At 54.8% G+C, this 23,362-nt stretch carries 21 protein-coding genes; 11 read left to right on the top strand and 10 right to left on the bottom strand.

What is annotated here, in order from left to right:
* Positions 1-8 precede the first annotated feature (8 nt).
* A complete protein-coding gene (gene yccS / locus ACQG19_RS08485; protein ID WP_246931484.1) occupies positions 9-2,171 on the top strand; it encodes a YccS family putative transporter in 2,163 nt (720 codons plus the stop codon).
* On the opposite strand, the gene ACQG19_RS08480 is transcribed toward yccS, so the two are convergent.
* Complete coding sequence (locus ACQG19_RS08480) at positions 2,128-2,754, bottom strand: TfoX/Sxy family DNA transformation protein (protein WP_013097255.1); 627 nt, start codon at positions 2,752-2,754, stop codon at positions 2,128-2,130. The genes yccS and ACQG19_RS08480 overlap by 44 nt on opposite strands.
* A gap of 217 nt (positions 2,755-2,971) precedes the next feature.
* Here ACQG19_RS08480 and sulA point away from each other — a divergent pair, with 217 nt between their 5' ends.
* Together sulA and ompA are read left to right on the top strand one after the other, a co-directional pair.
* Complete coding sequence (gene sulA / locus ACQG19_RS08475; RefSeq protein ID WP_013097256.1) at positions 2,972-3,481, top strand: SOS-induced cell division inhibitor SulA; 510 nt, start codon at positions 2,972-2,974, stop codon at positions 3,479-3,481.
* 354 nt (positions 3,482-3,835) lie between these two features.
* Positions 3,836-4,891 (top strand): porin OmpA, encoded by a 1,056-nt coding sequence (gene ompA / locus ACQG19_RS08470; RefSeq protein WP_141237438.1) that lies wholly within the window; start codon positions 3,836-3,838, stop codon positions 4,889-4,891.
* Between the two features lie 63 nt (positions 4,892-4,954).
* Here the strand turns inward: ompA and matP are convergent, their stop codons facing one another.
* Entirely contained in the window at positions 4,955-5,407 is a 453-nt protein-coding gene (gene matP / locus ACQG19_RS08465; RefSeq protein ID WP_013097258.1) for a macrodomain Ter protein MatP, read from the bottom strand.
* Positions 5,408-5,593: 186 nt separating this feature from the next.
* Here matP and ACQG19_RS08460 point away from each other — a divergent pair, with 186 nt between their 5' ends.
* Both ACQG19_RS08460 and fabA read left to right on the top strand, forming a co-directional pair.
* Positions 5,594-7,354: a Lon protease family protein gene (locus ACQG19_RS08460; protein WP_013097259.1), complete on the top strand. Its 1,761-nt coding sequence runs from the start codon at positions 5,594-5,596 to the stop codon at positions 7,352-7,354.
* Positions 7,355-7,422: 68 nt separating this feature from the next.
* Positions 7,423-7,941, top strand: coding sequence for a bifunctional 3-hydroxydecanoyl-ACP dehydratase/trans-2-decenoyl-ACP isomerase (gene fabA, locus ACQG19_RS08455; RefSeq protein ID WP_013097260.1), 519 nt, complete (start codon positions 7,423-7,425; stop codon positions 7,939-7,941).
* A 72-nt stretch (positions 7,942-8,013) separates the two neighbouring features.
* On the opposite strand, the gene rmf is transcribed toward fabA, so the two are convergent.
* The 6 genes from rmf to rlmKL form a co-directional block, all read right to left on the bottom strand.
* Complete coding sequence (rmf, locus tag ACQG19_RS08450) at positions 8,014-8,181, bottom strand: ribosome modulation factor (RefSeq protein ID WP_013097261.1); 168 nt, start codon at positions 8,179-8,181, stop codon at positions 8,014-8,016.
* 256 nt (positions 8,182-8,437) lie between these two features.
* Positions 8,438-9,004 (bottom strand): membrane integrity-associated transporter subunit PqiC, encoded by a 567-nt coding sequence (gene pqiC, locus ACQG19_RS08445; protein ID WP_013097262.1) that lies wholly within the window; start codon positions 9,002-9,004, stop codon positions 8,438-8,440.
* Positions 9,001-10,641 carry an intermembrane transport protein PqiB gene (pqiB, locus tag ACQG19_RS08440; RefSeq protein ID WP_013097263.1) on the bottom strand — a complete coding sequence of 547 codons (1,641 nt, stop codon included), beginning with the start codon at positions 10,639-10,641 and terminating at the stop codon, positions 9,001-9,003. Before pqiB ends, pqiC begins: the two co-directional genes overlap by 4 nt.
* Before the next feature lie 4 nt (positions 10,642-10,645).
* On the bottom strand, positions 10,646-11,899 hold the full coding sequence (gene pqiA / locus ACQG19_RS08435) for a membrane integrity-associated transporter subunit PqiA (RefSeq protein ID WP_028027912.1): 1,254 nt from the start codon (positions 11,897-11,899) through the stop codon (positions 10,646-10,648).
* 14 nt (positions 11,900-11,913) lie between these two features.
* Positions 11,914-13,821: an ABC transporter ATP-binding protein gene (locus ACQG19_RS08430; RefSeq protein WP_246931485.1), complete on the bottom strand. Its 1,908-nt coding sequence runs from the start codon at positions 13,819-13,821 to the stop codon at positions 11,914-11,916.
* 12 nt (positions 13,822-13,833) lie between these two features.
* Positions 13,834-15,942, bottom strand: coding sequence for a bifunctional 23S rRNA (guanine(2069)-N(7))-methyltransferase RlmK/23S rRNA (guanine(2445)-N(2))-methyltransferase RlmL (rlmKL, locus tag ACQG19_RS08425; RefSeq protein ID WP_246931487.1), 2,109 nt, complete (start codon positions 15,940-15,942; stop codon positions 13,834-13,836).
* A 100-nt stretch (positions 15,943-16,042) separates the two neighbouring features.
* Here rlmKL and ACQG19_RS08420 point away from each other — a divergent pair, with 100 nt between their 5' ends.
* Positions 16,043-17,152, top strand: coding sequence for a YcbX family protein (locus tag ACQG19_RS08420; RefSeq protein ID WP_095907626.1), 1,110 nt, complete (start codon positions 16,043-16,045; stop codon positions 17,150-17,152).
* On the opposite strand, the gene zapC is transcribed toward ACQG19_RS08420, so the two are convergent.
* Positions 17,149-17,691 (bottom strand): cell division protein ZapC, encoded by a 543-nt coding sequence (gene zapC / locus ACQG19_RS08415; protein ID WP_020689696.1) that lies wholly within the window; start codon positions 17,689-17,691, stop codon positions 17,149-17,151. The two genes, ACQG19_RS08420 and zapC, sit on opposite strands and share 4 nt — an antisense overlap.
* 165 nt (positions 17,692-17,856) lie before the next feature.
* Positions 17,857-18,867 (bottom strand): quinone-dependent dihydroorotate dehydrogenase, encoded by a 1,011-nt coding sequence (gene pyrD / locus ACQG19_RS08410; RefSeq protein ID WP_013097269.1) that lies wholly within the window; start codon positions 18,865-18,867, stop codon positions 17,857-17,859.
* Positions 18,868-19,116: 249 nt separating this feature from the next.
* Here pyrD and ssuE point away from each other — a divergent pair, with 249 nt between their 5' ends.
* Genes ssuE through ssuB form a run of 5 tightly spaced genes read left to right on the top strand, consistent with a single transcriptional unit; the run spans position 19,117 to position 23,357 of the window.
* Positions 19,117-19,692: an NADPH-dependent FMN reductase gene (gene ssuE, locus ACQG19_RS08405; protein WP_246931489.1), complete on the top strand. Its 576-nt coding sequence runs from the start codon at positions 19,117-19,119 to the stop codon at positions 19,690-19,692.
* On the top strand, positions 19,685-20,647 hold the full coding sequence (locus ACQG19_RS08400; protein WP_095440310.1) for a sulfonate ABC transporter substrate-binding protein: 963 nt from the start codon (positions 19,685-19,687) through the stop codon (positions 20,645-20,647). Before ssuE ends, ACQG19_RS08400 begins: the two co-directional genes overlap by 8 nt.
* Entirely contained in the window at positions 20,644-21,789 is a 1,146-nt protein-coding gene (gene ssuD, locus ACQG19_RS08395; RefSeq protein ID WP_013097272.1) for an FMNH2-dependent alkanesulfonate monooxygenase, read from the top strand. Before ACQG19_RS08400 ends, ssuD begins: the two co-directional genes overlap by 4 nt.
* Positions 21,790-21,798: 9 nt before the next feature.
* Positions 21,799-22,590: an aliphatic sulfonate ABC transporter permease SsuC gene (gene ssuC / locus ACQG19_RS08390; protein WP_246931491.1), complete on the top strand. Its 792-nt coding sequence runs from the start codon at positions 21,799-21,801 to the stop codon at positions 22,588-22,590.
* Positions 22,587-23,357, top strand: coding sequence for an aliphatic sulfonates ABC transporter ATP-binding protein (gene ssuB, locus ACQG19_RS08385; protein WP_246931493.1), 771 nt, complete (start codon positions 22,587-22,589; stop codon positions 23,355-23,357). The genes ssuC and ssuB overlap by 4 nt, the downstream gene beginning before the upstream one ends.
* Positions 23,358-23,362: the final 5 nt, after the last annotated feature.

Raw genomic sequence — 23,362 nt, 5'->3', positions numbered from 1 at the left:
CCGCGTCTATGCTAAGCCCACTGCTTCGCCGTTACACCTGGAACAGCTCCTGGCTCTATAACGTCAGGATTTTTATCGCACTTTGCGGCACGGTTGCCCTGCCGTGGTGGCTGAATGATGTCAAGCTCACCATTCCGCTCACGCTGGGGGTGGTTGCGGGGGCGCTGGCGGATCTCGACGATCGCCTTGCCGGGCGTCTGCGCAACCTGGTCATCACCCTTGTCTGCTTTTTTATTGCCTCCGCGTCCGTGGAGTTGCTGTTCCCGTGGCCATGGCTGTTTGCATTAGGTCTTACGCTTTCCACCAGCGGGTTTATTTTGCTGGGTGGGCTGGGGCAGCGCTATGCCACCATCGCGTTTGGCGCCCTGCTGATTGCCATCTACACCATGCTGGGGGTGTCGCTTTACGACCAATGGTATCAGCAGCCTGTACTGCTATTGCTGGGGGCCATCTGGTATAACCTGCTGACGTTAACCGGCCATCTGATCTTCCCGGTTCGTCCTCTGCAGGATAACCTTGCCAGAAGTTACGAGCAGTTGGCCCACTATCTTGAGCTCAAATCCCGGCTGTTTGACCCGGATATCGAAGAGGAGAGCCAGGCTCCGCTCTACGATCTGGCTCTGGCGAACGGCCAGCTTGTCGCCACGCTTAACCAGACAAAAGCGTCGCTGCTTACCCGGCTTCGCGGCGACCGTGGCCAGCGAGGGACGCGCAGAACGCTGCACTATTACTTTGCCGCTCAGGATATTCATGAACGCGCCAGCTCGACTCATGTTCAGTATGCGGCCCTGCGCGAGAAGTTTCGCTACAGCGACGTTATGTTCCGCTTCCAGCGTCTGCTCTCCATGCAGTCCCAGGCGTGCCAGCAGCTGGCGCGCTCCATTCTGCTGCGCACGCCTTATCAACACGATCCACGCTTTGAACGCGTGTTCAGCCATCTTGATGCGGCAATTGACCGCGTGCGAGCCAGCGGAACGTCGCCGGAGCACATTAAAGCGTTGGGATTTTTGCTCAATAACCTGCGGGCGATTGATGCTCAGCTGGCAACGATTGAGTCTGAACAGGCCATGGCGCTGCCGGGCAATGAGGCGGACAGTCAGCTCGCGGATGACAGCGTGCACAGTTTTAGCGATATGTGGCTCCGGTTAAGCCGAAACTTTACGCCGGAATCTGCCCTGTTTCGCCATGCGGTACGCATGTCGCTGGTGCTGTGCGTGGGCTACGCCTTTATCCAGATAACCGGTTTACACCACGGGTACTGGATCCTGCTGACCAGCCTGTTCGTCTGCCAGCCGAACTATAACGCCACCCGACACCGCCTGGCGCTGCGTATTATCGGCACGCTGGTGGGGGTCGCAATCGGGCTACCGGTGCTCTATTTTGTGCCCTCGGTGGAAGGTCAACTGATCCTGATCGTGATAACCGGGGTGCTGTTCTTCGCCTTTCGTAATGTGCAGTACGCCCACGCGACGATGTTCATCACCCTGCTGGTGCTACTCTGCTTTAATCTGCTGGGCGAAGGGTTTGAAGTCGCCCTGCCCCGCGTGGTCGATACGCTGCTCGGCTGTGCTATCGCCTGGGCGGCAGTGAGTTTTATCTGGCCCGACTGGCGTTTTCGTAATTTGCCGCGCGTCCTGGACAGGGCGATGAATGCCAACTGCCGCTATCTGGATGCCATTCTTGAACAGTACCACCAGGGACGCGATAACCGTCTGGCTTACCGCATTGCCCGACGTGATGCGCATAACAGCGATGCTGAACTGGCTTCCGTAGTCTCTAATATGTCAACGGAGCCGCGCGCCACGGCAGAAATTCGTGAAACGGCTTTCCGCCTGCTGTGCCTGAACCATACCTTCACCAGCTATATCTCTACGCTCGGTGCCCACCGCGAAAAACTGACAAACCCGGGCATCCTTGCCTTGCTGGATGATGCTGTCTGCTATGTCGATGATGCGCTACATCACCGCCCAGCCGATCAACCGCGTGTCCAGCAGGCGCTGGATGAACTGGCTCAACGGATTGCGCATCTTGACCCAGGAAACGACAGCAAAGCGCCGCTGGTTCTCCAGCAGATTGGTCTGCTTATCGCTCTGCTGCCAGAAATTTGCCGACTGCAACAGCAAATCGCTACCTGGAGGAGCGATTCTCCTGTGGCTCAGGCAGCGCATTAAACCACTCCGTCAGCTCCCGGCGAATTTCCGCCGGGAGTGCCGCTTCATGCAGGCCCTCAATCGCCCCTTCCAGGGCAAACAGTACTTTGATACTGAGTGCTTTATTTTTTGCCCGCAGCTTTAGCCAGCTCGTTCTGGCTCCCAGCGACCGGAGGGTATCTTCGTTGGTAATCCCGGCTTCACAGAGCAGCACTTCCAGCTGAAAAGTCAGGTTGGGCAGATCCTTAAGCCGGTTTCGCTGGTAGCGCTGGATGCGCTCTTTACGCGCGGCATTAAGCGCGTAAGAGGAAAGCTGAAGCAGCCGCTCCCTGTCCTGCCAGAGACCGTCATCCACACGATAATAGTTGAGAAGGATCGGCCGGCCGCGTTTCATTAAGGTCAAAAAGGAGGATCCGTTTTTTACACAGTACTTCGCACTTTCCTCACAGGCGCGAAGGTAAAGCTCACCGTCTGACACCATGGCAAACACCGCCTCATCGACGGCCAGGGTATAGCCACCAAAAAGCGCACGATGATGAATTTCTCCTAATGGAGAGAGGTATTCCTGGGATTTATAAATCCGTTCATAAGATATCTTTTTCATGATATTTCCATTAAAAATCAGATATTAACGACGACATTTCTTACTAACGGATCCGTTAACAGGAAAATAGGCAACTTATTGCCGATGAGCAAGATGATTTTTTCAGGTTCGCCAGGAATGAATGAATTTTGCGAGTCGCTTTCCGAAATTGAGGTTGATCTTTATGCATACAGGGGTTACTGTATATCCATACAGTAACTACAGGGCTGGAATGATTATGTACACTTCAGGCTATGCAAATCGCTCAACATCTTTCTCTTCTACCGCTGGCGATGTCGCACAGAACGCCGTCGGGCGTGTTTCGACAGGGCTTATCAGTGAAGTGGTTTATCGTGAAGACCAGCCCCTGTTGACCCAACTTCTGTTACTGCCGCTCTTGCAGCAGCTTGGCCAGCAATCGCGCTGGCAGCTCTGGCTGACGCCGCAGCAGAAACTAAGCCGGGAATGGGTTCAGTCTGCAGGCCTGCCGCTGACGAAGGTCATGCAAATTAACCAACTCTCTCCTTGCGATACGGTTGAGTCGATGATCCGGGCATTACGTACAGGGAATTACAGCGTGGTGATTGGATGGTTATCAGACGAATTGACGGAGCAGGAACATTTTCGCCTCACCGAAGCGGCAGAAGAAGGCAATGCGATCGGCTTTATCATGCGCCCGGTTCGCCAGGATTCTTACCGCAGAGGACAACTTTCTGGGCTAAAAATTCACTCAAATTTGTATCACTGAGCAAATTTAAGAGTTTTCCTGGAATTTTTTTCGGCCTTAAGATGCGCTTTTAGTTCCATCGTCCAAAACGGCGGCAAGGCTTGTCTGGTGCGGTTCTTCTTAATTTTATTGCACAAATTTCGTTCAGAAATTGTTAAATAATCGGTATACGGAACTTTTTTTTTCATATGCCTGACGGACTTCACACTTGTAAGTTTTCAGCTACGTTGTAGACTTTACATCGCCAGGGGTGCTCGGCCTAAGCCGAAGATATCGGTAGATTTATATTTGACCACGCCCCCCGGTGAAGGATTTAACCGTGATTCTCGATTGAGATTTTCATGGCGAATTTTGGATGATAACGAGGCGCAAAAAATGAAAAAGACAGCTATCGCGATTGCAGTGGCACTGGCTGGCTTCGCTACCGTAGCGCAGGCCGCTCCGAAAGATAATACCTGGTATGCAGGTGGTAAACTGGGCTGGTCTCAGTTCCATGACACCGGCTGGTACAACAGCGCAAACAACAATGATGGCCCGACTCACGAGAGCCAGCTTGGTGCAGGTGCGTTCGGTGGCTATCAGGTTAACCCGTATGTTGGCTTTGAAATGGGTTACGACTGGTTAGGTCGTATGCCATACAAAGGCGACACCGTAAACGGCGCTTTCAAAGCTCAGGGCGTTCAGCTGACCGCTAAACTGGGTTACCCAGTAACTGACGATCTGGACGTGTACACCCGTCTGGGCGGCATGGTATGGCGCGCTGACTCCAGCAACAGCAACGCTGGCGACGACCACGACACTGGTGTTTCCCCAGTATTCGCTGGTGGCGTAGAGTGGGCTATGACCCGTGACATCGCTACCCGTCTGGAATACCAGTGGGTTAACAACATCGGTGACGGTGCTACCGTTGGTGTTCGTCCAGACAACGGCATGCTGAGCGTAGGTGTTTCCTACCGCTTCGGCCAGCAGGAAGATGCAGCACCAGTTGTTGCTCCAGCGCCGGCTCCAGCTCCAGAAGTACAGACCAAGCACTTCACTCTGAAGTCTGACGTTCTGTTCAACTTCAACAAAGCGACCCTGAAACCAGAAGGTCAGCAGGCACTGGATCAGCTGTACACCCAGCTGAGCAACCTGGATCCTAAAGACGGTTCTGTAGTGGTTCTGGGCTTCACCGACCGTATCGGTTCTGACGCTTACAACCAGAAACTGTCTGAGAAACGTGCTCAGTCTGTTGTTGATTACCTGATCTCTAAAGGTATCCCAGCTAACAAGATCTCCCCACGTGGTATGGGCGAATCTAACCCAGTTACTGGCAACACCTGTGACAACGTTAAAGCTCGCGCTGCTCTGATCGACTGCCTGGCACCAGATCGTCGCGTAGAGATCGAAGTTAAAGGCGTTAAAGACGTTGTAACTCAGCCAGCGGCTTAAGTTATCGTCTTATAAAAAAACCCCGCGATGCGGGGTTTTTTATTATCTGAAGAAACTCAAAAGTTATTTTTTACCCAGCAGCGCCTGAAGATCGTTCTTCAGCGTAGACATCTGGTTGGCGTATTTCTCTTTATGCTCGGCATCTTCAATCAACTGCACCACCGTTTCTGACAACGTTTTTCCCCGCCGTTGCGCAAGCCCTGCAAGACGCTGCCAGACCATGAATTCGAGGTCGATGGATTTTTTACGGGTGTGCTGATGCTCAGCATTAAAATGCCGTTTGCGTCGTGCACGGATAGTTTGCTTCATCCGGTTCAACAGTGCCGGATTGATATGTTTCTCAATCCAGCCATTCACCTGTACCGGTTCATTTTCGAGGGTCAGCAAAATATCCACGGCCTCTTGTGCGGCGCTGGCTTCGATGTAGCAGGTAATCAGCTCCCCTTCTCGGTGCTTCTTGACCAGGTACTTCCATTTCCAGCCGCTTTCGAGATTTTCCAGTTGTTGATATTTCATTGCGATCTCAGTGTTACCACGTAACTCTGTTCAGAATATCAGTTTTTTAGCAATCTGCTGAAAAGAAATCATATCCTGTGAAGCATTGCAGGCGATTCGCTTCCCGAAAACCCCAATCCTGCTTGGGAAGAGCCCCCCGCTTACGGTATACTCCACGGTTTTACATCTGACTAAAAAACATCAACTTTGACCATTACGAAACTTGCATGGCGTGACCTTGTTCCGGATACCGAAAGTTATCAGGAATTGTTTGCACAGCCAGACCTCGCACAAGAACACGAATTCATACTTAGCGATACACAACCGCGTTTGCATTACGCACTGGAGCAGGTGTTAAGCCCGTGGGCGACATCTCCCTTCATGCTGCTCAAAGCCCCGGAAGAAGCCGAGTATTTAACGCTTCTGGGTGATGCCATGCGCCAGTTGCAGCCGGAAGCCAATGCTATTTACGGCGGTCAGTATCGTATTTCAGGACATGATGTCACTTTCGAACCCGCAGAACAGGCTGATGGCCGTTTTGCGGTAAAGGGCGAAGTGGTATCCGCTAACTGGGCCGAGGCCGAACAACTCTTTGGTTGCCTTCGCCAGTTTAACGGTGAGTTATCGCTGCAACCGGGCCTGGTGCATCGCGCCAATGGCGGCGTACTGATCATTTCCCTGCGTACCCTGCTCTCCCAGCCGCTGCTATGGATGCGCCTGAAAACGATTGTGAGCCAGCAACGCTTTGACTGGGTGGGCTATGACGAGTCTCGTCCTCTGCCGGTCTCTGTCCCTTCCATGCCGCTGTCGTTGACCGTGGTGCTGACGGGTGACCGTGAATCGCTGGCTGATTTCCAGGAAATGGAGCCGGAGCTGGCTGCACAGGCAGTGTACAGCGAGTACGAAGACAATATTCAGATTGCTGATGCCGATGACATGGCGCAGTGGTGTCAGTGGGTGATGGCCGTTGCTGCCCGCTTTGCCCTGCCGACGCCTGCGGCTGACGCCTGGCCGGGACTTATCCGCGAAGCGGTTCGCTATACCGGTGACCAGGAGACGCTGCCGCTGTGTCCGCTCTGGATCAGCAAACAGCTGCGTGAAGTGGGTGCGATCAGTGGGAATGGCGCATTTACCGGTGAGCAACTTTCCCAGATGCTGGCCCAAAGAGAGTGGCGGGAAGGCTATCTGGCCGATCGTATGCAGGATGAAATTCTGCTGGAGCAAATTCTGGTCGAGACCGAAGGCGAGCGCATCGGACAGATCAATGCCCTGTCGGTGATTGAATTTCCCGGGCATCCGCGTGCGTTTGGCGAGCCTTCACGCATCAGCTGCGTCGTCCATATTGGCGATGGCGAGTTTACCGACATCGAACGGAAAGCCGAGCTGGGTGGAAACATCCACGCCAAAGGCATGATGATCATGCAGGCGTTCCTGATGTCAGAGCTGCAGCTTGAGCAACAAATCCCCTTCTCTGCCTCGCTGACGTTTGAGCAATCCTACAGCGAAGTGGATGGTGATAGCGCCTCTATGGCCGAGCTGTGTGCCTTAATCAGCGCCCTGGCGGAAGTCCCGATCAATCAGAACATCGCCATTACCGGTTCGGTCGATCAATTTGGTCGTGCCCAGCCAGTGGGGGGCCTGAATGAAAAGATTGAGGGCTTCTTCTCTATTTGTCAGCAACGCGGGTTAAACGGCAAACAGGGTGTGATTATTCCAGCCCCCAACGCACGCCATTTAAGCCTCAGCCAGGCACTGCTGGATGCGGTAGAGCAGGGACAATTCTCCCTGTGGGCCATCGAAGGCGTCGAGGATGCACTACCCTTACTGACAAACCTGGTATGGGACGGCGAGGGACAAACGACCCTGATGCAGACCATCCAGGAGCGCATTGCTCAGGCGACCCAGCAAGATGCTCGTCATCGTTATCCGTGGCCGTTACGCTGGTTAGGTTGGTTTAGTTCAAACTGATCGGACTTGTTCAGCGTACACGTGTTAGCTATCCTGCGTCCTTCACTAAAATAAGGCTTACTGAGAACATGGTAGATAAACGCGAATCCTATACAAAAGAAGATCTTCTTGCCTCTGGTCGCGGTGAACTGTTTGGCGCGAAAGGCCCACAGTTACCGGCCCCGAACATGCTGATGATGGACCGTGTCGTGAAAATGACCGAAACCGGCGGCAACTTCGATAAGGGTTACGTAGAAGCAGAACTCGATATCAATCCGGACCTGTGGTTCTTCGGTTGCCACTTTATTGGCGATCCGGTAATGCCTGGCTGCCTGGGCCTGGATGCGATGTGGCAGCTGGTTGGCTTCTACCTGGGCTGGCTGGGCGGCGAAGGTAAAGGCCGTGCGCTGGGCGTGGGTGAAGTGAAATTCACGGGTCAGGTTCTGCCATCTGCGAAGAAAGTGACCTATCGTATTCACTTCAAACGCATTGTTAACCGCCGCCTGATTATGGGCCTGGCGGATGGCGAAGTGCTGGTAGATGGCCGTCTGATCTATACCGCGAACGACCTGAAAGTGGGCCTGTTCCAGGATACATCTGCTTTCTAAACGCAGCTTTACGCGGCTTCAGAAAGGCGAAACCTCCGCATTGCGGAGGTTTCTGTTTTTAAAGAGACGTTATCAGGCTATGAGTGCCCTGTCGCCGATGGCTTCTCGCCAGCCTCCCAGCCATTGTGACCTTTGATTAATCGTCTGATAAGGACACATTTCTTTAGATCGTCCAGCGATGCCGGCCTGATAACCACGTTGATGAGCCCGTTCCAGGCGATCTCGTTTCTGTCTCTTCATGCCTCGTTTCCCTCATTCTTTTGTCTGGTGGAAAGAAAACAGTGACTGCACAATGCGTGCAGGCACAGATAACGAATACCCCGAATTAGTCGTAGCGTCAACGTTCAAAATTCATACGGATGTCATATTTGTGAGCTAGCCAGAAGATCATTTGTACAAAAATTGTGACCCGGGACAAGTAACGGTCTGACGTAAAACCGAAAAAAAAACCGCAATCAGTGGCACACCGATTGCGGTTTTTGATGATGAATTTTACTTATGGCAGCCGGGAGATTTCTCTCGCGATGTTGGCCGATTCCTGTGCCCACCCCTGGGCAAGCACTTTCACCATTTCATCATAGCCATCTTTTTGCTGCTTGAGCTCCAGATGGAACGGACGCTTAATCAGCTGTCCCTGATGGTTAAGCAGCCATTCTCCGCTGATGACAACGGCACCGTCATAACGACCATGGAAGCCCGTTACCGTCACGTTCAGCGTGTCCTGGTCGCTTCCAAGAGGCTGGGAGGCGACAACCCAGCCCGGAAGCTGGCTGCTCAGATTCGCCACCAGCGTATTGCGCAACTGTTGATCCAGCGGGCTGGCCCACAGGTTATTATTCGCAATCACATACTGCACATCGCTGGTCTGGTAAACCACCCCGTTGCCGGCCAGATAATCTGGCACAGCCACTTGCTCAACCCACAGCAGACGGTTGCCCTGCGAGGCGGTGCTCTGCGTACCCACCTGCGCCATCAGCGGCAGCTGATAGTAGCTTTTCGTTTCACTCCCTGAGCTACAGGCCGTGAGCACCATCGCACCTACAATCGCTAGCCATTTTTTCATTGTTTCGCCCTCTTCGGCTCAGGATCCTTTTTATCTTTTGCTTCAAACACCAGCGCGTTGCTCTTCTCATTGAGCGTTTTCAGTACGGGCTGCAGTTCACGCAAGACCTGATCAAGACGCTGCATATCTGCCACCATCTTGTTGTAGGCCGCCGAACCAGGCTGGAAGCCCTGCATGCTACGGTTCAGTTCACGCAGCGTTTTCTGCATATCCTGCGGCAACTGCTGCATGCTCTGGCTTGCCGTGAGCTTATTGATGTTATCCAGCGTGGTTTGCAGACGCTGCATCGTCTCCTGGCTCTGATGCAACGAGCCTGTCGCCGCTTCAATCATCGGATTCAGTGGCAGATTGTTGATCTTATCCAGTGTTTCCATCAGACGCTGCTGGATTTGAGCCAGACCGCTGCTCACCGTTGGAATGATCTTGTAGCCGCCAAATTCACGGATACCGGTAATCGGCGGAGCTTTTGGATAGAAATCCATATCCACATACAGCGCACCAGTCACCAGGTTGCCAGTCTTCAGCGAGCCGCGCAGGCCACGGTTCATCAAATCAGTAATATGCGCGCCGATATCCTGATTCTCGCCAATCTGGTTAACCAGACGCTCTGGCTCAATGCGGATCAGCACCGGAATACGATAGTCATCATCAAGTACCTGCTGAAGTCCCGGCACAAAGAACGGCACCTGTCCGACCGTACCCAGACGAATACCGCGGAACTCAACGGGCGCCCCTGGCTGCAGGCCGCGGACGGAATCTTTAAAGAACATCAGGTAATCAATGTGATCGGTATAGAGCGCGTCCTGAATGCTTCTTTGATCGTCAAAGAGCCTGAAGGCCGTTTTCTCAGCCACCGGCTGCCCCAGATCCAGCCCTTCCGGCACGTCAAAGCTGACGCCGCCGCCAAACAGGGTGGTCAGCGACCCCATTTCAACGCGCATACCTGCTGAGGTGAGATCGACCGCGATCCCGCTGTCTTTCCAGAAGCGTACGTTGCTGGTCACCAGACGATCGTTTGGCGCATTGATGAACAGCTGATAGCTGATGGTCCTTTTTTGCGGATCAAAGGTGCTGGTCTCGACTGAGCCAACACGATAGCCGCGGAACAACACCGGATCGCCAGGTGAGAGCTGGCCCGCTTTTTTACTGTCGAGAATCACGCGGATCCCTTTTGCATCAGGCGGGGCTAGCGGTGGAGAGTCTAAAAGCTGATACTGGGCTGGCTGCGCCCCTTTTGCCCCCGGCTGTAGCTCAATGTACGCGCCCGAGAGCAGCGTGCCTAAACCACTGATCCCTTCCCGACCGACCTGCGGTTTAACCACCCAAAAAACGGAGTCACCGTGAAGCAGCTTTTCCATCCCGGCATTTAACCGCGCTTTAATTTCTACGTGCGTTAAATCATCCGTCAGGGTGGCGCTTTCAACCACCCCTACATCCACGCTGCGGCTTTTGATGGTCGTTTTACCGCCCTCAATCCCCTCGGCATTGGTGGTGATGAGCGTCACTTCCGGTCCCTGATGGCTGTAATGATAAAACAGGATCCATGCACCGATCAGCGCCGTCACGATGGGGAAAATCCACACCGGTGACCAGTTTTTGACCTTCTGCACTTTCGCCTCTCCACTCTTATTTTCCATGCTCTTACTCTTCCTCATGGCTTGATTCAGGCTCACGATCCCACGATAAACGAGGGTCGAAGGTCATGGCCGCAAACATGGTCATAATCACGACCAGCGCAAACATTAAAGCCCCCATCGCAGGATAAATACTCATCAAACCGCCCATCCGCACCAGTGCAGAGAGAACGGCAATGACAAACACGTCAATCATTGACCAGCGTCCAACAAACTCGACAACTTCATAAATGAGGTGCATGCGTTCGCTGTCGCGTTTGCCGTGCCCTTTCGCATCCCAGCAGAGCCAGGCAATCGCGATCATTTTTAAGGTAGGCACCATAATACTGGCGATAAAAATCACCCCAGCCACCGGATAAGATCCCTCGCCCCACAGCAATATCACCCCGGCGAGGATCGTCGAGGGCATTTTGTCACCGAGCAAATCGGTGATCATGATCGGCAGAATATTCGCGGGAAGATACAGCATGACAGAGGTCACCAGCAGCGCCATGGTCCACTGCAGGCTATTTTTGCGTCTCACATGGCCTTTGGTTTCACAGCGTGGGCAGACGTCCAGATCCGCGGGCAGCACGGCAGTACAGCAGGAGCAAGAGCGCAGTCCCTGGCGGATCCCCGGCACGCCAACCTTCACCGTCTGGGCAAGTGTGGGAGCCGGAGCGATATCATCCCATGCCCAACGCCGGTCAACGCACTGGAATGCGCGCAGTTGCAGCACGCAATAGAGACACCACGGGATAAAGCTGCTGCCAATCCCCACGTCACCGTAGGCCATCAGCTTTACGAAGCTGACCAGAATACCCGCCAGAAAAATCTCGGCCATCCCCCAGCTTTTAAGCTGAAACAGGACTCGCGCCAGTTTGATTTTCAGGGCTGCGGGCATTTTTACGCGGTTGACCAGCAAAAGGATGACAACCAGACAAAAAGCCGGAACGATCTGCACAAACAGAAGGAAGAAGGTGCCGAGGCTGGCGTAATCTTCCGAGAACATCACCCCCGGAATTTCAAGCAGATCGACCTGGCTTGTCATCCCTCCCACCTTCATATAGATGAAGGGGAAGAGATTAGAGAGCAGCAACATGAACAACGCGGCCAGCGCATACGCCGTGGGACGCTGTCTTGGCGCGTCCCATTCGGTTGTCAACGTTGTGCCGCAACGCGGGCACAGGGCCTTATGTCCGTGACCAAGCTCTGGCAACGCCACGAGCATATCGCATTGCGAGCATAGTATATGCCTGTCGGCATGGTGCTGGTCACACATATGTTATCCCTGTTTTATGCGCCGTTTTTCAGAGACTCAAGGTACTCCCAGCGCTCAAATGCTTCTTCCAGAGCTTTTTCAGCTGCGGACAGTTCGGCCAGGACTTTTTGAGTATAGTCGTGCGATTGGGTGAAGAAGGATGCATCGGCAACCTGCGCTTGCAGCGCCTCCAGCGCGGCCTCCAGCTCCTCAAGACGCTGAGGCAAACCCTCCAGTTCGCGCTGCAGGTTATAGCTTAGTTTAGCCGAGGTTTTCTTGACAGTTTCTGCTTTTGTTACAACAGGTTCAGTCGTTGTTTTAGACTTCGCCTGTTTTTGCGCCAGCGACTGTGCCTGCTGCCCTTTCGCGTCGTGGTAGCCACCCACATATTGACCAATCCGCCCTTCGCCTTCGAAGATCCAGCATTCGGTCACGGTGTTGTCAACGAACTGACGGTCGTGGCTCACCAGCATCACGGTGCCCTGATAACCATCGATCAGCTCTTCCAGCAGTTCGAGCGTTTCGACATCCAGGTCGTTGGTTGGTTCATCGAGAATCAACAGGTTGCTTGGTTTCAGGAATAACCGCGCCAGCAGAAGACGGTTTCGCTCACCGCCAGACAGCGCACGCACCGGGGTCATCGCCCGTTTAGGGTGGAACAGGAAGTCCTGGAGATAGCCCAGCACATGGCGCGGCTTACCGTTTACCATGACCTCCTGCTTACCTTCGGCAAGGTTATCCATCACCGTTCTGTCCGGATCCAGCTCCGCGCGGTGCTGGTCAAAATAGGCCACTTCCAGTTTGCTACCGCAGTGAATTCGGCCGCTATCCGCCTGCAACTGGCCCAGCATCAGCTTCAGCAGCGTGGTTTTACCGCAGCCATTGGGGCCAATCAGGGCGATTTTATCCCCGCGCTGAACCTGGGCGGAGAAGTCTTTCACCAGCACTTTCCCGTCAACCTGGTAGTTAACGTTTTCCATCTCGAAGACGATCTTGCCGGAACGGGAGGCCTCTTCTACCTGCATTTTGGCGCTGCCCATCACTTCGCGACGTTCGCTGCGTTCACGACGCATCGCTTTCAGGGCACGAACGCGGCCTTCGTTGCGGGTACGGCGGGCTTTGATCCCCTGACGGATCCACACCTCTTCCTGTGCCAGTTTGCGGTCGAATTCGGCGTTTTGCAGCTCTTCCACGCGCAGGTTTTCTTCTTTTTCCAGCAGATAAGTATCGTAATCGCCGGGATAAGTGACCAGCTTGCCACGATCGAGATCGACAATGCGCGTCGCCATATTGCGAATGAAGGAACGGTCGTGGGAGATGAAGATAATGGTACCGCTGAAAGTTTTCAGGAACCCTTCAAGCCAGTCGATCGCTTCAATGTCCAGGTGGTTGGTTGGTTCATCCAGCAGCAGCACCTTCGGCCCGCTGACCAGCGCGCGGCCCAGTGCCGCCTTACGCAACCAGCCGCCAGATAGCGCAGACAGCTGCATATCCGGCTCCAGGCCCAGCTGAGCCAGCACCTCGTTAATACGGTTCTCCAGCTGCCACAGGCCGTGATGATCGAGCATCTCCTGGACTTTCGCCAGTTCGTTAAGATTTTTGTCGCTCGGGTCGGCCATCACCAGATGAGAAATCTCGTGATAGCGCTTCAGGTATTCAGCCTGCTCCGAAATCCCTTCCGCTACGAAATCGTACACGCTGCCGGTGACATGACGCGGCGGATCCTGCTGCAGGCGGGAGACAATCAGATCCTGCTCGTAAACAATACGCCCGTCATCCAGACCCTGCTCGCGGTTGAGGATTTTCATCAGCGTGGATTTACCCGCGCCGTTACGGCCCACCAGACAGACGCGTTCGTTGTCTTCGATGTGCAGTTCAGCATTGTCGAGAAGCGGTGAGTCGCTGAAGGAGAGCCACGCACCGTGCATACTAATTAAAGACATTTATTTTTCCTTTCAGGCCGCGGTGATAAGCCAGCAGTTATGGATCTGACGATTACGGGCAAAGTCCTGAGACAGCGTTTTTTGGCTGATTTCTTGTGCTTTCAGTCCCAGAGCGGCCAGGCCGTCGTGATCCATGCGGAAACCGCGTTTGTTATTCGAGAACATAATCGTGCCGCCTTTACGCAGAAGGCGCTTCAGGTCGGTCATCAGGCGCAGGTGATCGCGTTGTACATCAAAGCTATCCTCCATACGCTTGGAGTTGGAGAACGTTGGCGGATCGATGAAGATCAGATCGAACTGTTCATCGGTGTCACGCAGCCAGCCCAGGACATCGGCCTGCATCAGACGATGCTGGCGTCCGGTCAGGCCATTGAGACGCAGGTTGCGCTCCGCCCACTCCAGATAGGTGCGCGACATATCCACCGTAGTGGTGCTGCGCGCGCCGCCCAGGCCCGCATGCACGCTGGCGCTACCGGTGTAGGAAAACAGGTTAAGGAAGTCCTTACCTTTGCTCATCTGGCCCAGCATACGACGGGCAATGCGGTGGTCGAGGAACAGCCCGGTATCGAGGTAATCCGTCAGGTTAACCCACAGGCGAGCGTTGTATTCGCCCACTTCAATAAAGTCGCCTTTCTCACCCATCTTCTGATACTGGTTTTTCCCTTTCTGACGCTCGCGGGTTTTCAGCACCAGTTTGTTTGGCGAGATGCCAAGCACGGCAATCGTCGCTGCGATCACGTCCAGCATGCGCTGGCGCGCTTTTTGCGCATCAATGGTTTTTGGTGGAGCATATTCCTGAATCACCACCCAGTCTGCATAGCGGTCAACCGCCACGTTGTACTCCGGCAGATCGGCGTCATACAGGCGATAGCATTCAATGCCTTCCTGTTTGGCCCATTTTTCAAATTTCTTCAGGTTCTTGCGCAGACGGTTAGCGTAATCTTCCGCCACGCCCGACGGTTTGCTGTCCGCCGCTTTCTCCGCCAGATGGTAGTTTTTCTGCACACAGTCCAGCGGGCCATTCTTCGCCTTAAACTGGCGATCGGCGCGCAGCTGCAGACAGCTCAGCAGTTCTGGTGAAGCGCTAAACAGGGAAAGATTCCAGCCGCCAAAGTAGTCTTTCATATTGCGGCCCAGCAGGCTGTGCAGAGCAATCAGCGCCGGTTCGCTATCCAGACGCTCGCCGTATGGCGGGTTGCTGATAACGGTACCGTAGGGGCCTTTCGGCAGCGGGTTGGTCAGGTTCGCGACATCTTTCACTTCAAAGGTCACCAGCTCACCGATACCTGCGCGACGGGCATTGCTGCGCGCACGTTCAATGACGCGCGGGTCGCTGTCAGATCCATAGAAATGGGATGTGTACTCCGCCAGGCCTTTACGCGCACGGGCCTGCGCTTCGGCTTTGACCTCTTTCCAGAGTGTTTCATCGTGCTGCGCCCAGCCGCTAAAGCCCCAGTGGCCACGATGCAGGCCGGGAGCGCGGTCGGTGGCCAGCATCGCGGCTTCAATCAGCAGCGTACCGGAACCACACATTGGGTCGAGCAGCGGCGTGCCCGGCAGCCAGCCGGAGCGCATCACGATGGCGGCGGCCAGCGTTTCTTTGATGGGCGCCATACCGGTGCGATCGCGGTAGCCACGCAGATGCAGACCTGCCCCGCTCAGATCCAGAGAGATGCTGGCGGTATCGCCATTGAGCCAGACGTTAATGCGCAGATCCGGGTTTTCACGATCGACGTTTGGTCGTTCTTTGTTTTTACGGGTAAAGCAGTCCACGATGGCATCTTTCACGCGCAGCGCGCCGTACTGGCTGTTGCGGATCTCATCGTTTACACCGTTAAAATGCACCGCGAAGGTCGCGTCTGGCGTGAAGATCTCTGTCCAGTCGATCATCTGTACGCCGGTATAGAGATCAAGATCGCTGTAGACCTTGCACTCTTTCATCGGCAGCATGATGCGCGACGCCAGGCGGCTCCACATCAGGCTCTGGTAAATAAGCCGTGTGTCGCCCTCAAAATGGACACCACCCTGAACCACCTGGCACTCTTGCGCGCCCAGGGCTTCCAGTTCAGTTTTTAACAGCTCTTCCAGCCCACGGGCCGTACTGGCAAACAGAGAATTCATATCGTCACTTTTACTCTAAGAAAATTGTCGCGCATTATAGCTAATATGACGTGTATGTCATAAAGTTGAAGGCTTATTTTCATTCGAGGGACTGTGCACAGTGGCGACGTTATCCAGGCTTTTTATTCATCCGGTGAAATCCATGCGCGGTATCGGCGTTTCTCACGCCCTGGCTGACATCAGTGGATTTGCCTTCGATCGTATTTTTATGGTCACCGAGCCTGACGGTACGTTCATTACCGCACGCCAGTTCCCGCAGATGGTGCGTTTTACGCCTTCGCCGCTGCATGACGGCCTCCACCTCACCGCCCCGGATGGCTCAAGCGTGGTGATTCGCTTTGCTGATTTTGCGCCTGTCGATGCGCCAACGGAAGTGTGGGGCAATCATTTTACCGCTCGCATCGCTCCGGACGAAATTAACCGCTGGCTGAGCGGCTTCTTCTCCCGCGAGGTACAGCTGCGCTGGGTGGGTCCGGCGCTGACGCGACGCGTCAAGCGCCACGACGCGGTTCCCCTCTCGTTTGCCGATGGTTTCCCGTTCCTGTTAACCAGCGAAGCCTCGCTGCGTGACCTGCAGCGTCGCTGTAAGGCCAGCGTGCAGATGGAACAATTTCGCCCGAATCTGGTGGTGACCGGTACGGAAGCCTGGGAGGAAGATACCTGGAAAGTCATCCGCATCGGCAGCGTCATTTTTGATGTCGTGAAGCCGTGCAGCCGCTGCATTTTCACCACCGTAAGTCCGGAGAAAGGCCTGAAGCATCCTTCCGGCGAACCGCTGAAAACCCTGCAATCATTCCGTACCGCGCAGGATAATGGCGACGTGGATTTCGGCCAGAATCTTATTCCGCGCTCAAGCGGAGTGATCCGCGTGGGTGACGAGGTGGAAATTCTCACCCGTGGGCCTGCGCGCGTGTACGGTGCGGGTCAGGAAGAAGAAACGGTAGAGGTTGAGACGCAAGCCAGTTCGGCAGTGGATATTCACTGGCAGGGCCGCGTTATACGGGGTAACAATCAGCAGGTGATACTTGAGCAGCTGGAGCAAGCCGGGATCCGTATCCCGTATTCCTGTCGGGCGGGTATCTGTGGTTGCTGTCGAATCAAGCTGGTCGAGGGCGATGTCAGTGCGCTGAAGAAATCCGCAATCGGTGATGACGGGACGATCCTGTGCTGTAGCTGTATTCCAAAAACGTCGATACAGCTGGAAGCTTAAACCGCCTGTTCCAGGCTGAATGAATCCACGCGCAGCTGCGGTTTCAGCCTGTCATTCATGACCTTAATGGCATCCCCGAGCTGCATCGTCCGCCCGGCAATGGTCACGCCGGGCTGGGCCAGCAGACAAAGCGCGGCATTTTCGCCAGGTTCCACCACCAGTAAACTCACCTCTTCTGCGGTATCGCTCAGATTGACGCTGGCCGCATCGCCCGTGGACGGCGTCCAGTTCATATCATGCGGCAGAAAATGCCAGCTTTTCGGCATTTGCGGTTTCAGAAAACGAATCGCCACCAGCGCGTTTAATATCAGTTCGGCACGCTGTTCTTTTGAGAGCAGCAGGTCACGGCATTTCTCTTCAAAGGAGAAATAAAGCGCAGCATCGTCTACACAAAAGCCAGACGGGGAGAAAGCGTCCGGGGTTAACATTCGACGCGCAAAACGAGAACGGAACAACATGCCATTGGCTAAATCGAGCATCATTCGATCATGCTCTTCACAAAAATACCAGCGCCAGTTATCGTCAGGTTTAATTCGCATGTGTCTCTCCCGTACCCAAACGTCCTGTACTAAAAATGTCCCATTCGCCGCTTCGTTTATAACACCATTAATAAAAGACTATAATGTCTAAATAAGCAACAGTGACGGAATATAAAACAACCAGGGCTGGAAATAAAGCCCTGGTTGTCTGATTAAGAGAAAAGATTAGATATGAGTAACGATTTCTTTTATGAGCGGCGGGCCTTTAAAAATAAAGCCGGAATAGATTTGCACCAGTGAGGCGCCCGCAGCCATCTTCTCGCGCGCAGCAATCACCGAATCGATACCACCGACACCGATTATTGGCAGACGACCTTTTAATTCGGCGGAGAGCGCCCGAATAATTTCCGTACTTTTTAATTGTACCGGACGTCCACTTAACCCACCCGCTTCGTCACAGTTTTTCATTCCCTGGACGAGGGAGCGATCGAGCGTCGTATTGGTCGCAATCACACCATCAATATTATGGCGAACTAAGCTGTCGGCAACCTGGATCAATTCTTCAGCAGAAAGATCCGGTGCGATCTTAACCGCCACCGGAACATATTTATGATGGATCGCCTGCAGCTCATTTTGTTTATTTTTAATGGCGCTGAGAAGATCGTCCAGCGCTTCACCATATTGCAGAGAACGTAGCCCCGGGGTATTCGGCGATGAAATATTCACGGCGATATAACCGGCATAGGCGTAGACTTTTTCCATACAAATCAGGTAGTCATCTTTACCCTGCTCAACCGGCGTGTCTTTATTTTTGCCAATATTGATGCCTAATACACCATCAAAATGGGCTTTTTTAACGTTTTCTACGAGATGATCCACGCCGAGGTTATTAAAGCCCATACGGTTGATCAGCCCCTCGGCTTCGACCAGGCGGAACAAACGCGGCTTATCATTACCCGGCTGTGGACGCGGCGTGACGGTACCGATTTCGATGGAACCAAAGCCCATCGCGCCCAGGGCATCAATGCACTCGCCATTTTTATCCAGACCTGCCGCCAGACCCAGCGGGTTTTTAAAGGTCAGACCCATGCACTGCACAGGTTTTTCCGGCACGTTCTGACGCACCAGCGCGGCCAGCGGCGTTCCCGTAATACGGCGTAATTGCTGGAATGTAAATTCATGAGCGCGCTCAGGGTCGAGCTGGAAAAGGGCTTTACGAACGAAGGGGTAGTACATGAACTCTCCTGGATTCCCGGTGTGCAAACCGGGAGGGGATTATGTGCGATCCTGCCCGGAAAGGGAATTGACCTGCGGCAAAAAAATCAGCGTAAAACGCAAACGTTTACTTCCCCGTACACTTCTTATGCGCTTTTTCGCATTTTAATTGCGGATAAATCATTTAGTGGAATAACCACGCAGTGTCACACTCCTGAAAATTGTTATGAATGTTAGATAAAAGCAAACAATTAGTTATAAGGAGCACACATGCGCGTCATCACCCTGGCCGGAAGTCCACGTTTCCCTTCTCGTTCCAGCGCCCTGCTGGAATATGCTCGCGAAAGGCTTAATGCTCTGGATGTGGAAGTGTGCCACTGGAATCTGCACAACTTTGAACCTGAGGATCTGCTCTACGCGCGCTTTGACAGTCCGGCATTGAAAACCCTGATTGAACAGCTAAAAAGTGCTGACGGGCTTATCGTCGCGACCCCGATTTATAAAGCCTCATTTTCCGGCGCACTGAAAACCTTGCTCGATCTGCTGCCTGAACGTGCACTTGATGGAAAAGTGGTGTTGCCGCTGGCTACGGGCGGCACGGTTGCCCATTTACTGGCCGTGGATTACGCCCTGAAGCCAGTACTGAACGCGTTGAAGGCGCAGGAGATCCTGCACGGCGTTTTTGCCGATAACTCGCAGGTTATCGATTACCAGCACAAACCGCATTTCACACCGAATCTGCAAACCCGGCTCGACACTGCGCTGGAGACATTCTGGCATGCCCTGCACCGTCGCGATATTCAGGCACCTGCGTTTGGACAGCCACAAGGAGTCGCACATGTTTAAAACATTTACCCGTATCAGCCTGGCTGGTCTGCTCACACTCTCGTCCCTGACCCATGCAGCAGAGACGGCACCTGACAGTTTGCGCATTGGTTACCAGAAAGGCAGCGTCAGTATGGTGCTGGCAAAAAGCCACCAGCTTCTGGAAAAACGCTTCCCACAGACCAAATTCTCCTGGGTGGAGTTTCCTGCCGGGCCACAAATGCTGGAGGCGCTGAACGTTGGAAGCATCGATTTAGGCAGTACTGGCGATATTCCACCGATCTTTGCGCAGGCGGCCGGGGCCGATCTGGTCTACGTTGGCGTTGAGCCACCAAAACCTAAAGCCGAGGTGATTCTGGTGCCGGAAAATAGCGCCATTAAAAATGTCGCCGAACTTAAAGGTCACAAAGTCGCATTCCAGAAAGGTTCCAGCTCGCACAACCTGCTACTCCGCGCCCTGCAGGAGGCCGGGCTAAAGTTCACCGATATTCAGCCCGTCTATCTGACCCCTGCTGATGCCCGCGCCGCCTTCCAGCAAGGCAATGTCGACGCGTGGGCTATCTGGGATCCTTACTACTCCGCGGCATTACTTCAGGGCGGCGTACGGGTATTGAAAGATGGCACAACCCTGAAACAGACCGGTTCGTTCTACCTTGCAGCCCGTCCGTATGCAGAGAAAAACGGTGCCTTTGTTCAGGAGGTCCTGAATACCTTTACCGAGGCCGATACCCTGACGCAAAGCCAGCGCCCGGAGAGCATCACCCTGCTGGCGAAAACCATGGGCTTACCGGAGGCGGTGATCGCGAGCTACCTCAACCACCGTCCACCCACCACCATTATCCCAGTGGACGCGCATGTTGCAGCCCTGCAACAACAGACTGCCGACCTCTTTTATCAAAACCGCTTAGTACCAAAACAGGTGAACATTCGCGAACGCATCTGGCAACCCGCAGCCAAAGAAGGAGCCAAATCATGAGTCTGAATCTTTTCTGGTTTTTACCCACCCACGGTGATGGACACTATCTTGGTACCGAAGAAGGGTCGCGCCCGGTTGACCACGGCTATCTGCAGCAGATTGCGCAGGCGGCAGACCGAATCGGTTTCACCGGCGTGCTGATCCCCACCGGACGCTCGTGCGAAGACGCCTGGCTGGTCGCCGCGTCGATGATCCCGGTCACCCAGCGCCTGAAATTCCTGGTGGCATTACGTCCGAGCGTGGTTTCTCCGACCGTTGCCGCGCGTCAGGCGGCAACGCTCGACAGGCTCTCCAACGGACGCGCGCTGTTTAACCTGGTCACCGGCAGCGATCCGCAGGAACTGGCCGGTGACGGCGTGTTCCTCGATCATACGGAACGCTATGAGGCCTCCGCCGAGTTTACCCGCGTCTGGCGACGTCTGCTTGAGGGCGAAACGGTCACCTTCGATGGCAAGCATATTCATGTTCGCGACGCGAAACTCTACTTTCCTCCGGTACAGCAGCCGCGTCCACCGCTCTACTTCGGCGGATCGTCGGATGTGGCACAGGATCTGGCGGCAGAACAGGTCGATCTCTATCTGACCTGGGGGGAGCCACCTGAACTGGTGAAAGAGAAAATTGCCCAGGTGCAGGCCAAAGCCGCCGCCCACGGCCGCAAGGTGCGCTTTGGCATTCGCCTGCACGTGATTGTGCGTGAAACCAACGAAGAGGCCTGGCAGGCCGCTGACCGGCTGATCTCGCATCTGGACGATGAAACCATCGCCAAAGCGCAGGCGGCGTTTGCGAAAACCGACTCCGTTGGACAGCACCGGATGGCTTCGTTACATAACGGCAAACGCGAGAACCTGGAGATCAGCCCCAATCTCTGGGCGGGTGTCGGCCTAGTACGCGGTGGCGCAGGTACTGCGCTGGTGGGTGACGGCCCGACCGTGGCGGCGCGTATCAACGAATATGCCGAGCTGGGTATCGACAGCTTTATCCTCTCGGGCTATCCGCATCTTGAGGAGGCATACAAAGTGGGAGAACTGCTGTTCCCGCATCTGGATGTCGCTATCCCGGACATTCCGCAGCCCCGCCAGCTGCAGCTTCAGGGCGAAGCCGTGGCCAACGAGTTTATTCCGCGAAAAGTCGCGCAAAGCTAAGGAGTGGCTATGTCTCTCACCACACAAAAATGGCTGTTGCGCGCCGCCCCGTGGTTTTTACCTGTCGGCATTGTCCTTATCTGGCAACTGGCCTCCTCCACCGGCTGGCTGTCGAGCCGTATCCTGCCCTCTCCGGAGGGCGTGATCGAAGCCTTCTGGTCGCTGAGTGACAGCGGCGAGCTGTGGCAGCACCTGGCCATTAGCTCCTGGCGCGCGGTGATTGGGTTTGCCATCGGCGGGAGCATCGGCCTGACGCTGGGGTTGATCAGCGGCCTGTCCCGCTGGGGGGAACGGTTGCTGGATACCTCCATTCAGATGCTGCGCAACGTACCGCATCTGGCGCTGATCCCTCTGGTCATTCTGTGGTTTGGTATTGATGAGAGCGCCAAAATTTTCCTCGTGGCGCTGGGCACGCTGTTCCCGATTTACATCAATACCTGGCATGGGATCCGCAATATCGATCGCGGGCTGGTTGAGATGGCACGCAGCTACGGATTATCAGGATTTGCCCTGTTTATCAACGTGCTGCTGCCGGGCGCCCTGCCCTCCATTATGGTTGGCGTTCGCTTTGCGCTCGGCCTGATGTGGCTGACGCTGATCGTCGCGGAGACCATTTCAGCCAACTCCGGCATTAGCTATCTGGCAATGAACGCCCGCGAATTCCTGCAAACGGACGTGGTGGTAGTCGCCATTATCCTTTATGCCCTGCTGGGCAAACTTGCTGACGTCAGCGCCCAGTGGCTGGAACGCAACTGGCTGCGCTGGAACCCGGCCTATTTCTCTCAGGAGGCGAAAGCATGAATACTGCCCGACTCACTCAGGGGACACCGCTGTTACTTAACGGCGTCACGAAACGCTACGGCGACAAAACCATTCTTAACGCCCTGGATCTGCATATCCCCGCCGGACAATTTGTGGCCGTTGTCGGCCGCAGCGGCGGCGGCAAGAGTACGCTGCTGCGCCTGTTAGCCGGACTGGAAGCGCCGAATGGAGGGGAGATTCTGGCAGGGACAACGCCGCTGGCCAATATTCAGGATGATACTCGCATGATGTTTCAGGATGCGCGCCTGCTGCCCTGGAAAACGGTGATCGATAACGTCGGGCTGGGGCTGAAAGGTCACTGGCGGGAGGAGGCGCGTCAGGCGCTGGCCGCCGTCGGGCTGGAGGATCGCGCCGGTGACTGGCCTGCGGCCCTCTCAGGCGGGCAAAAACAGCGCGTAGCGCTGGCGCGTGCGTTGATACATCGTCCAGGCCTGCTGCTGCTCGATGAGCCGCTCGGGGCACTTGATGCCCTGACGCGGATTGAAATGCAGGATTTAATTGCCTCGCTCTGGCAGGAGCACGGTTTTACGGTCCTGCTGGTGACGCACGACGTGAGCGAAGCCGTCGCCATGGCCGACCGGGTGCTGTTAATAGAAGAGGGAAAAATTGGTCTGGATCTGACGGTGGATATTCCACGCCCTCGCCGTGTGGGATCGGCAAGACTGGCAGAGCTGGAAGCGGAGGTGCTGGAGCGGGTGATGAGGCGCGGTGTGAATGAGCGCGCCTTGATTACGGCTAATACCTGATGCCT

The organism is Enterobacter cloacae complex sp. 277I4, from assembly GCF_050031465.1.
In the GTDB taxonomy this organism is placed as follows: domain Bacteria; phylum Pseudomonadota; class Gammaproteobacteria; order Enterobacterales; family Enterobacteriaceae; genus Enterobacter; species Enterobacter cloacae.
This window is presented reverse-complemented; position numbering and strand designations above follow the sequence as displayed.

Coding starts and splice junctions, on each gene's coding strand:
- pyrD (WP_013097269.1), bottom strand. CDS start 18,867: ATGTACTACCCCTTCGTTCGTAAAGCCCTTTTCCAGCTCGACCCTGAG.
- pqiC (WP_013097262.1), bottom strand. CDS start 9,004: ATGAAAAAATGGCTAGCGATTGTAGGTGCGATGGTGCTCACGGCCTGT.
- ssuD (WP_013097272.1), top strand. CDS start 20,644: ATGAGTCTGAATCTTTTCTGGTTTTTACCCACCCACGGTGATGGACAC.
- matP (WP_013097258.1), bottom strand. CDS start 5,407: ATGAAATATCAACAACTGGAAAATCTCGAAAGCGGCTGGAAATGGAAG.
- ACQG19_RS08430 (WP_246931485.1), bottom strand. CDS start 13,821: ATGTCTTTAATTAGTATGCACGGTGCGTGGCTCTCCTTCAGCGACTCA.
- ACQG19_RS08400 (WP_095440310.1), top strand. CDS start 19,685: ATGTTTAAAACATTTACCCGTATCAGCCTGGCTGGTCTGCTCACACTC.
- fabA (WP_013097260.1), top strand. CDS start 7,423: ATGGTAGATAAACGCGAATCCTATACAAAAGAAGATCTTCTTGCCTCT.
- yccS (WP_246931484.1), top strand. CDS start 9: ATGCTAAGCCCACTGCTTCGCCGTTACACCTGGAACAGCTCCTGGCTC.
- sulA (WP_013097256.1), top strand. CDS start 2,972: ATGTACACTTCAGGCTATGCAAATCGCTCAACATCTTTCTCTTCTACC.
- ACQG19_RS08480 (WP_013097255.1), bottom strand. CDS start 2,754: ATGAAAAAGATATCTTATGAACGGATTTATAAATCCCAGGAATACCTC.
- rlmKL (WP_246931487.1), bottom strand. CDS start 15,942: ATGAATTCTCTGTTTGCCAGTACGGCCCGTGGGCTGGAAGAGCTGTTA.
- pqiB (WP_013097263.1), bottom strand. CDS start 10,641: ATGGAAAATAAGAGTGGAGAGGCGAAAGTGCAGAAGGTCAAAAACTGG.
- ssuC (WP_246931491.1), top strand. CDS start 21,799: ATGTCTCTCACCACACAAAAATGGCTGTTGCGCGCCGCCCCGTGGTTT.
- ssuE (WP_246931489.1), top strand. CDS start 19,117: ATGCGCGTCATCACCCTGGCCGGAAGTCCACGTTTCCCTTCTCGTTCC.
- pqiA (WP_028027912.1), bottom strand. CDS start 11,899: ATGTGTGACCAGCACCATGCCGACAGGCATATACTATGCTCGCAATGC.
- zapC (WP_020689696.1), bottom strand. CDS start 17,691: ATGCGAATTAAACCTGACGATAACTGGCGCTGGTATTTTTGTGAAGAG.
- ssuB (WP_246931493.1), top strand. CDS start 22,587: ATGAATACTGCCCGACTCACTCAGGGGACACCGCTGTTACTTAACGGC.
- rmf (WP_013097261.1), bottom strand. CDS start 8,181: ATGAAGAGACAGAAACGAGATCGCCTGGAACGGGCTCATCAACGTGGT.
- ompA (WP_141237438.1), top strand. CDS start 3,836: ATGAAAAAGACAGCTATCGCGATTGCAGTGGCACTGGCTGGCTTCGCT.